The organism is Dietzia sp. B44 (assembly GCF_014145245.1).
In the GTDB taxonomy this organism is placed as follows: domain Bacteria; phylum Actinomycetota; class Actinomycetes; order Mycobacteriales; family Mycobacteriaceae; genus Dietzia; species Dietzia natronolimnaea.
Map to the genome: position 1 here is coordinate 1 of NZ_JAALEF010000233.1, position 6,321 is coordinate 6,321.

A 6,321-nucleotide genomic window follows, 5' to 3' on the forward strand; every position below is an offset into this window, starting at 1 on the left:
GTAGCCGATCTCGCGGTTGCGGACGGCCACCACCACCATGTCGAGGTCGCCGCCGGCGACCACCAGGTTCGACCCGCCGCCCAGCACGAGGACCGGAACGCCGGCGGCATCGAGGGCCCCGACCGCGACCGTGACCGCGTGGGCCGTCTCGCACTCCAGCAGCGCGCGGGGGCGACCACCGATGCGCAGGGTGGTGAGATCGGCCAGGCGGGGATCGGGGACCACGCGGAGACCGGCCACGTCGGACAATCCGCGGATCACGTCGTCGGCGTGGTCAGCGGTGCGGCGATCGGAGGAGGGCGGGAGCACGCGTCCGAGAGTAACCGCCCCCTTGTAGGGTTTGACCCCATGGCGACCCGCTTCTCCCACTCGGCCCACATCGACGCCCACCTCGAGACCGTGTTCACCTCGTACGGCGACGAGGCCTTCTGGCACGACCGCATGGCCGCCATCGGCAGCCCCCACGACACCCTCGACGCGTTCGAGACCACCGGGGACTCCACCACGGTCACGCTGACCCAGCACATCCCGGACGAGGACATCCCGGACGTGGCCCGCAAGGTCCTGCCCGGCCGGTTGATCATCGTGCGGACCACCACCTATGCCGACTTCGACGGCGAGCGGTTCTCGAGCTCCGCCCGCGCGGAGGCCGCCGGCGGGCTGGGGGTCATCGACGGCGGCTCGGAGGCCGTCTCGCGGGGCGGCGTGGTGGTGGAGTCCGCGACCGGCCAGGTCAAGGTCTCCGTCCCGCTGCTGGGCGGCAAGCTGGAGAAGCTGGTCGTGTCCCACCTGACCCGGTTCTTCGACGCCGAGACGCAACACCTCAACCGCTGGACCGCCGCCCGCTGACACCGCGTCGGCACGCCGCTGACAACGCTGACACGGCGCTGACCTCGCGTCCAACACCGCGCTGACCTCGGGTTCTGCGATCCGGGCCGGCATCGGCGACAATTGGCGGAATGCACCCGCGGCACGACACCCAGCGACTCCCCGTCCACGACCGACCCGGCGTCCAGCACGCCGAGACCCAGCAGTTCGCCACTGCAGCGGCCGGTGACCGGCCTGACCGCGGCGTCACCGGAGACACCGACCGGAAGCGCCGCGGCCCGATGATCGCTCTGATCGCCGCGATCGCTGTGGTCGGTCTGGTGGCAGGGGTGGTGGGGCTCGAGTTCGGCACCCGCAACGCGATCGAGAACCAGATCCGGGACGAGGTCACGGCCTCCCTGGGCAGCCCGGCGCAGGTCGAGCTGGGCGCTCGTCCGGTGCTCCTGTCGTACTTCGGCGGCGACCTGGGCACCGTCCGCATCACCACCGACGGCAGCCCGGCAGAGGGTGGAGGCGGCCCCGCTCCCGCGATCGACATCACCGCCGAGGGGGTCCGCTCGGCCGACGACCTCACGTACGTGGACTCGCTGACCGGGACCGCCTTCGTCTCCGACCAGGCCATGTCCACCGCCGCACAGCAGGATTCCGCGGGCGACAGCATGCTCGGCGGTCTGATCCAGGTGCAGGAGATCGTCTCGGACCCGGCCTCGGGAACGCTCCGTGTCTCCATCAGCGGCCTGGCCGAGGCGATCGTGACCCCCCGGTTGATCGGCGGAAACCTGGAGATGGATCCGTCCCAGGCGTCGATCCTCGGTTTCGCACTGCCGCCCGAGCTGCTCGGCGGCACCGTCTCGATGATGGACTCCGCTCTCGCCGAACTCCCCGAGGGTGTGCAGCTGACCGGGGTCCGCGTGGTCCCGGGCGGCATGGTCGTGGACCTCAGCGGACGCGATGTCGTGCTGGAGTCGACTCGGTAGTCGACTGCCGTGCCCGCGGCACACTGGAGTCCATGCGCCTGCTGATCATCGCCGACACCCACGTCCCGACGCGCGCCCGCGATCTCCCGCCCCGGATATGGGACGAGGTCGACGGCGCGGACGTGGTGGTCCACGCCGGTGATTGGATGGACGTGGCACTTCTCGACGCAATGGAGGAACGGTCCACCCGGTTGGTCGCGTGCTGGGGCAACAACGACGGCCCTGAACTGCGCGATCGGCTGCCCGAGGTGGCGCGCGCGACCCTCGAAGGGGTGCGGTTGGCGGTGGTGCACGAGACCGGGCCGTCGGCGGGCCGGGACAGGCGCATGCACGAGGCCTACCCGGACACCGACGTCCTGGTGTTCGGTCACTCGCACATCCCGTGGGACACCACTGCGCCCGGTCAGTGTGCAGGAGCCCGCGGCCTGCGATTGCTCAACCCGGGGTCCCCCACCGACCGCCGCCGGCAGCCGTACTGCACGTACATGACCGCCACCCTCGCCGGCGGCCTGGTGGGCGAGGTCGAACTGCACCGGCTTCCGCGGGATCGCTAGTCCGGGCCGCCCCACCGTGAGGTCGAGCCGGGCGGCGGTCCGCACGTTCTGCCACCCTGGGGGCATGACCGATCAAGCCACCATGCGTGTCGTGACCCAGCACTCCCTCGGCGAACCGGACGTCCTCGTCGTCGCCGAGCACCCCCGCCCCGAGCCGCGGACCAACGAGGTCCTGGTGCGTGTGAGGGCCGCCAGCGTCAACCCCACCGACTGGAAGCACCGCGGGAACGGCGGGTTCCTCGGGAAGCCGCCGTTCGTGCTCGGCTGGGACCTGTCCGGGGTCGTCGAGGCGGTCGGCATCGGAGTGGCCCGGTTCGCCCCCGGCGACGAGGTCTTCGGCATGCTCTCCTACCCGTTCGGGCACGGCGCCCACGCTGACTACGTGACCGCGCCCGCGGCCTGGTTCGCCCCCAAGCCCGCCTCTCTCGGCCATGTGCAGGCCGCCGCGCTACCGCTGGTGTCGCTGACCGCATGGCAGGCGCTCGTGGAGTACGCCGACATCCAGCCCGGTCAGCGGGTGCTGATCCACGCCGCCGCCGGCGGGGTGGGGCACGTGGCGGTCCAGATCGCCAAGGCCCGGGGCGCGTACGTGATCGGCACCGCCAGCGCCGGCAAGCACGGGTTCCTGCGCGACCTGGGCGTGGACGAGGCGATCGACTACCGCGAGGTGGACTTCGCCGAGGCCGTCAGCGACGTGGACGCCGTGCTGGACACCATCGGCGGTGACACGTCCACGCGATCACTGCGCACCCTGCGGCCCGGCGGGATCGTGGTGTCGATCCTGCCGGTGGGGTCGAAGGACTTCTTCCGCGAGGCCGAGGAGCTCGGCGTCCGGGCGATCCGGATGCTCGTCGACTCCTCCCGGCACGACCTGGTCTCCGTCACCGAGCTGGTGGAGCGGGGTGAGCTGCGGGCCAGCATCGCCGAGGTCTTCCCGCTCGAGCAGGCGGCGGAGGCGCACCGGCGCGGGGAGACGGGCCGGACCACCGGCAAGATGGTGCTCATCACCGACTGAGGTCCGGCCCCGCGCGGTGCCGGCGGGGTCAGCCCTCCGGGAAGCCCTCGAGCACCGCGCGGCTGCCGCTCAGGCCCAGTCGGGTGGCACCCGCGGCGATCATGGCCCGGGCGGTGTCGGCGTCGCGGATCCCACCCGAGGCCTTGATACCGAGTTGCCCGCCCACCGCTCGGTGCATGGCGGCGACCGCACGAACGCTGGCCCCGCCGGCGGGGTGGAAGCCGGTGGAGGTCTTGACCATGTCCGCCCCCGCGCGCGCGACGGCGTGGCACAGCTCCTCGACCCGCTGGTCCCCCGCCTCCTCGCCCAGCGCCCGGTGGATCGCGGCGGTCTCCAGGATCACCTTGATCACGGTGGGCGGGGGCACGGCGTCGCGCATCGTCAGCACGTCGGCCATCACCTCGTCCACCAGGCCGGCGATCGCCGCACCCACGTCGATCACCATGTCCACCTCGACGGCGCCCTGATCCACCGCCAGCCGTCCCTCCATGGCCTTGACCAACGCGTGGTGTTTCCCGGACGGGAAGCCGGCCACGGTCGCCACCGTCAGACCGTCCGCCCGCACCGGGAGCATCGCCGGGCTCACGCACACCGCCTTGACCCCGAGAGCGCGGGCCTCGTCGACACAGGCCTGGACGTCCTCGCGGGAGGCGTCCGGGGAGAGCAACGTGTGGTCGATCATCGCCGCGACGCGGGCGCGGGTCAGCTGAATCTGTGGCGTGGCATCCATGCCGGCCAGCCTAGCGGGGCTCCCCACCACCCCCTGCTGGCACAATGACCGTTCATGTCACGCCGCTACGTCCTCACGCTGGGTTGCCCCGACCGCATCGGCATCGTCGCCCGCATCGCCACGTTCCTCGCCGAGCTCGGCGGCACCATCGTGGAGGCGGCCTACCACGCGGACGAGAACTCCCGCTGGTTCTTCACCCGGCAGTCCGTGGACGCCGAGTCGATCGGGATGGACCTCGACGAGCTGCGCCGCCGCTTCTCACGGGTGGCCGCCGAGCTCGGCCCGGAGACGGACTGGAACATCGCCGACTCCAGCGAACCGAAGGACATCGTCGTCCTGGTGTCCAAGGAGGGGCACTGCCTGCACGACCTCATGGGCCGGGTGGACAGCGGGGACTTCCCCGCCCGCATCCGCGCCGTGATCGGCAACCACGACACCCTGCGGGGGATGACCGAGGCGCACGGCATCCCCTTCCATCACGTGCCGTTCCCCGCGGATCCGGCCGAGCGGGGTCCGGCGTTCGCCGAGGTGTCCTCGATCGTCGACGACATCGACCCGCACGCCATCGTCCTGGCCCGCTTCATGCAGGTCCTGCCGGACGATCTGTGCTCCCGCTGGGCCGGTCGCGCCCTCAACATCCATCACAGCTTCCTGCCGAGCTTCGTGGGGGCGCGCCCCTATCACCAGGCGCACATCCGGGGGGTCAAGCTCATCGGGGCGACCTGCCACTACGTCACCGCCGACCTCGACGAGGGACCGATCATCGAGCAGGACGTCATCCGCGTCGACCACGCGGCGACAGTGCAGGACATGGTCCGGCAGGGCCGCGACGCCGAGAAGCTGGTGCTGGCCCGCGGGCTGCGGTGGCACCTCGAGGACCGCGTCCTGGTCCACGACGCCCGGACCGTCGTCTTCACCTGAGACGAGGCCCGGCCACAGGAGCAGGCTCAGCCGCGGGAGAAACCGTGGCGCTCGGTGAGCAGGGTCTCGGCGGCGGACAGGAAGATCAACCGGGCGGCCGCGCCGGCCCGGGGAAGAATCGAGCGGACCCGCTTCTCGAATACGGCCTGGTCCATCCCCGCCCCGCGAACGGTCTCCACCAGAACGGTGAACGCCTCTGCCGCCCGGCTCTGTCCCTCCATGAACAGGCGGCCGATCTTCTCGATACCCTCCTCGTCCACGCCGAGGACGATCAGGTCACGCAGGAGATCGGCCATGTAGACGTCGGAGAAGAAGTGGTCGGCTGCTCCCGGTTCGGTGATCAGACCGAGGGACTCCCCCACGTCGATCAACTCCTCGGGCATGTCGAATGACGCGACCGCCTGGGACTCCGCCCGGGTGAGTCGCCGTCGGGACCCCGGGGGCCTGCGCTCGCCCCGTACGCTCTCGACCTCGAGCAACTCGGCGAGGGTGAACCCGTGCCGCTCGGCGATGAGCAGCTCCTCGATCGTGGCGAACGTGTATCCCCGGTTGAGCAGGCGAAGGATCAGGTCGAGCCGACTGCGGTGATCCGGCCCGTAGAGCGCGGTCCGGCCCTGTCGGATGGGCGGCTGGAGCAACCCGCGTTCCTGATAGACGCGGATATTGCGAACGGTCGCGCCGGAGGTCTCCGCCAGCTCCTCGATGCGCTGCAGCGGCGCGGACCCCCTGGCACTCACCTGCGCCTGCCGCCGACGGCAGGCCTGACGTCGGCGAAGAACACCCCGACCGCCACCATCGCCACGATTCCGAGGATCCCGAACGGCCGGATCGCGAAGAAGAGGGCGGCACCGGCGCAGATACCGATCCAGGCCGGTTTGGGCCACTTCCCCTCCATCGAGTACGCCGACGCGGGAGGAAGGACCGCCAGCACCAGGCCGACGAGCGCCCACGCCACGAGGGCCGCCTGGATCGCGAGCTGGATGAGGCCCCAGGTTCCGGGCAATGCATCTATCACAACCGCCAGTGTAGTCGGCGCGTCCGACACCCCGGCCATCGATGTTCACGGCGTGGAGTTGGGGGTTCGACGGCCCCGTGACGAGAGCCGCCCCCGGCCCGCTCGGGGAGAGCGGGCCGGGGGCGGCTGACTGCGGCCTCAGCCGCGGTGACTCACTTGCTGCCGGAGTCGGACGACTTGTCGGTCGACGACGAGGACTTGGTCGTCGAGGACGACGACGGCGTGCTGGCCGAGCCCGAACCGGAGGTCGAGCCCGAACCCGAGGTCGAGCCCGACGCCGT

Annotated in this window: 8 protein-coding genes and 1 pseudogene; 5 read left to right on the forward strand and 4 right to left on the reverse strand. The window is 71.2% G+C overall.

Translation table 11 applies throughout. The annotated features are described in order from the left end of the window. Nucleotides 1-309 (reverse strand): annotated as a pseudogene (locus G6017_RS08475) (FAD-binding protein); the annotation flags it as partial. 39 nt (nucleotides 310-348) lie between these two features. Between G6017_RS08475 and G6017_RS08480 the strand changes: the two are divergent. The 4 genes from G6017_RS08480 to G6017_RS08495 all read left to right on the forward strand — a co-directional run bounded on the left by G6017_RS08480 (nucleotide 349) and on the right by G6017_RS08495 (nucleotide 3,374). Next, nucleotides 349-849, forward strand: a complete 501-nt coding sequence (locus G6017_RS08480) for a DUF2505 domain-containing protein (RefSeq protein WP_182610740.1) — start codon at nucleotides 349-351, stop codon at nucleotides 847-849. Nucleotides 850-959: 110 nt separating this feature from the next. Further along, nucleotides 960-1,805, forward strand: coding sequence for an LmeA family phospholipid-binding protein (locus tag G6017_RS08485; RefSeq protein ID WP_182616921.1), 846 nt, complete (start codon nucleotides 960-962; stop codon nucleotides 1,803-1,805). Nucleotides 1,806-1,837: 32 nt separating this feature from the next. Beyond that, nucleotides 1,838-2,359 carry a metallophosphoesterase family protein gene (locus G6017_RS08490; RefSeq protein WP_182616924.1) on the forward strand — a complete coding sequence of 174 codons (522 nt, stop codon included), beginning with the start codon at nucleotides 1,838-1,840 and terminating at the stop codon, nucleotides 2,357-2,359. Between the two features lie 64 nt (nucleotides 2,360-2,423). Continuing rightward, a complete protein-coding gene (locus G6017_RS08495; RefSeq protein ID WP_182616926.1) occupies nucleotides 2,424-3,374 on the forward strand; it encodes an NADP-dependent oxidoreductase in 951 nt (316 codons plus the stop codon). A 28-nt stretch (nucleotides 3,375-3,402) separates the two neighbouring features. Here G6017_RS08495 and deoC read toward each other — a convergent pair whose 3' ends face one another. Next, nucleotides 3,403-4,104 (reverse strand): deoxyribose-phosphate aldolase, encoded by a 702-nt coding sequence (gene deoC / locus G6017_RS08500; RefSeq protein WP_182616928.1) that lies wholly within the window; start codon nucleotides 4,102-4,104, stop codon nucleotides 3,403-3,405. Between the two features lie 54 nt (nucleotides 4,105-4,158). Between deoC and purU the strand changes: the two genes are divergently transcribed. Continuing rightward, nucleotides 4,159-5,025, forward strand: a complete 867-nt coding sequence (gene purU, locus G6017_RS08505; RefSeq protein ID WP_179523420.1) for a formyltetrahydrofolate deformylase — start codon at nucleotides 4,159-4,161, stop codon at nucleotides 5,023-5,025. Nucleotides 5,026-5,051: 26 nt separating this feature from the next. Here the strand turns inward: purU and G6017_RS08510 are convergent, their stop codons facing one another. Together G6017_RS08510 and G6017_RS08515 are read right to left on the reverse strand one after the other, a co-directional pair. After that, nucleotides 5,052-5,762, reverse strand: a complete 711-nt coding sequence (locus G6017_RS08510; RefSeq protein WP_182616930.1) for a MerR family transcriptional regulator — start codon at nucleotides 5,760-5,762, stop codon at nucleotides 5,052-5,054. Continuing rightward, complete coding sequence (locus G6017_RS08515) at nucleotides 5,759-6,040, reverse strand: DUF2516 family protein (protein WP_179523422.1); 282 nt, start codon at nucleotides 6,038-6,040, stop codon at nucleotides 5,759-5,761. The genes G6017_RS08510 and G6017_RS08515 overlap by 4 nt, the downstream gene beginning before the upstream one ends. Nucleotides 6,041-6,321: the final 281 nt, after the last annotated feature.

Excerpts from the sequence above, each read along its gene's own strand:
- G6017_RS08480 (WP_182610740.1), top strand. The coding sequence starts at position 349 with ATGGCGACCCGCTTCTCCCACTCGGCCCACATCGACGCCCACCTCGAG.
- G6017_RS08485 (WP_182616921.1), top strand. The coding sequence starts at position 960 with ATGCACCCGCGGCACGACACCCAGCGACTCCCCGTCCACGACCGACCC.
- G6017_RS08490 (WP_182616924.1), top strand. The coding sequence starts at position 1,838 with ATGCGCCTGCTGATCATCGCCGACACCCACGTCCCGACGCGCGCCCGC.
- G6017_RS08495 (WP_182616926.1), top strand. The coding sequence starts at position 2,424 with ATGACCGATCAAGCCACCATGCGTGTCGTGACCCAGCACTCCCTCGGC.
- deoC (WP_182616928.1), bottom strand. The coding sequence starts at position 4,104 with ATGGATGCCACGCCACAGATTCAGCTGACCCGCGCCCGCGTCGCGGCG.
- purU (WP_179523420.1), top strand. The coding sequence starts at position 4,159 with ATGTCACGCCGCTACGTCCTCACGCTGGGTTGCCCCGACCGCATCGGC.